Source organism: Neokomagataea thailandica NBRC 106555, from assembly GCF_001598495.1.
In the GTDB taxonomy this organism is placed as follows: Bacteria; Pseudomonadota; Alphaproteobacteria; order Acetobacterales; family Acetobacteraceae; genus Gluconobacter; species Gluconobacter thailandicus_A.
The window spans coordinates 1-834 of the sequence record NZ_BCZB01000076.1 but is presented as its reverse complement, the minus strand read 5'-3'; the positions used below and the strand labels follow the sequence as shown (position 1 = coordinate 834).

1 protein-coding gene is annotated in these 834 nt (G+C 36.7%); it reads right to left on the bottom strand.

What is annotated here, in order from left to right; translation table 11 throughout:
- Positions 1-42: 42 nt before the first annotated feature.
- Positions 43-834, bottom strand: a 792-nt coding sequence (locus NTH01S_RS11470; protein WP_218015994.1) for an Ig-like domain-containing protein, incomplete at its 5' end; no start/stop codon positions are given.

The following is an 834-nucleotide window of genomic DNA, read 5'->3' as shown; positions in this document are numbered from 1 at the left end:
CAACAGGGCCATTTATTTTAAGTTTATAAAAATATATATCCATCAATTAAAAAGTTTAGACGGGATTAAAATCATATGATGTTGATCAACAAAGTTTATAGTACTTGAAGTACAATTATTTTTCTCTTCATGATAAGAAAAAATATTGTTATCAGTGTAATTTTTTGTTGCCGGAAAAAAATCAGATAATTTTATATTTTTTGCTACCATTAACATATTATCAATTTTAGACGTAAATACTTCTTGTTTATTTTTATCAACGATGAAATCATAGGCTTTTGATGTTGATGACGTAACACCATAGACGTCACTGCTGGTAGCCGTGACCTCATAATGCCCACTGGCTAAGTCATGCGCTGTAAATGACCAAGCGCCAGTAGCGTCTGCTGTGCTCGTTCCTAAAAGGCTTCCATCCTGTAAATATAGCTTTATGACCGTATTAGAACTGGATGTGCCAGATAGCGCTACAGAGGTTCCTTCAATAATTGAGTTTTTATTCGCACCTTCAGGCGAAAAACCAATCGGATGTCCCCCTCCTAATAGGTAGCTTTTTTCGTCACTAATATTTTCATTGTTTAGTTGAGCAGAGTACAAATATAGGTTTCGGTCACCATCAGATTTTGGATCCCATGCATCATTTAAATACACAAGTTCAAATTTCGTGTTTGGCGGGAAGTTCCCCCAGTACTCAAAAGCTTGTTTTTCTCCGTTATGATGATCTGCTGTAACTGTTTGCACGGGGCCTACAGCGCTACCATTAACATAAAGTTGGAATTGAGCATTACCTTCCCAGGCATCTTCTGACATGTTCAGCGTTAAATGATCTTGTAACCC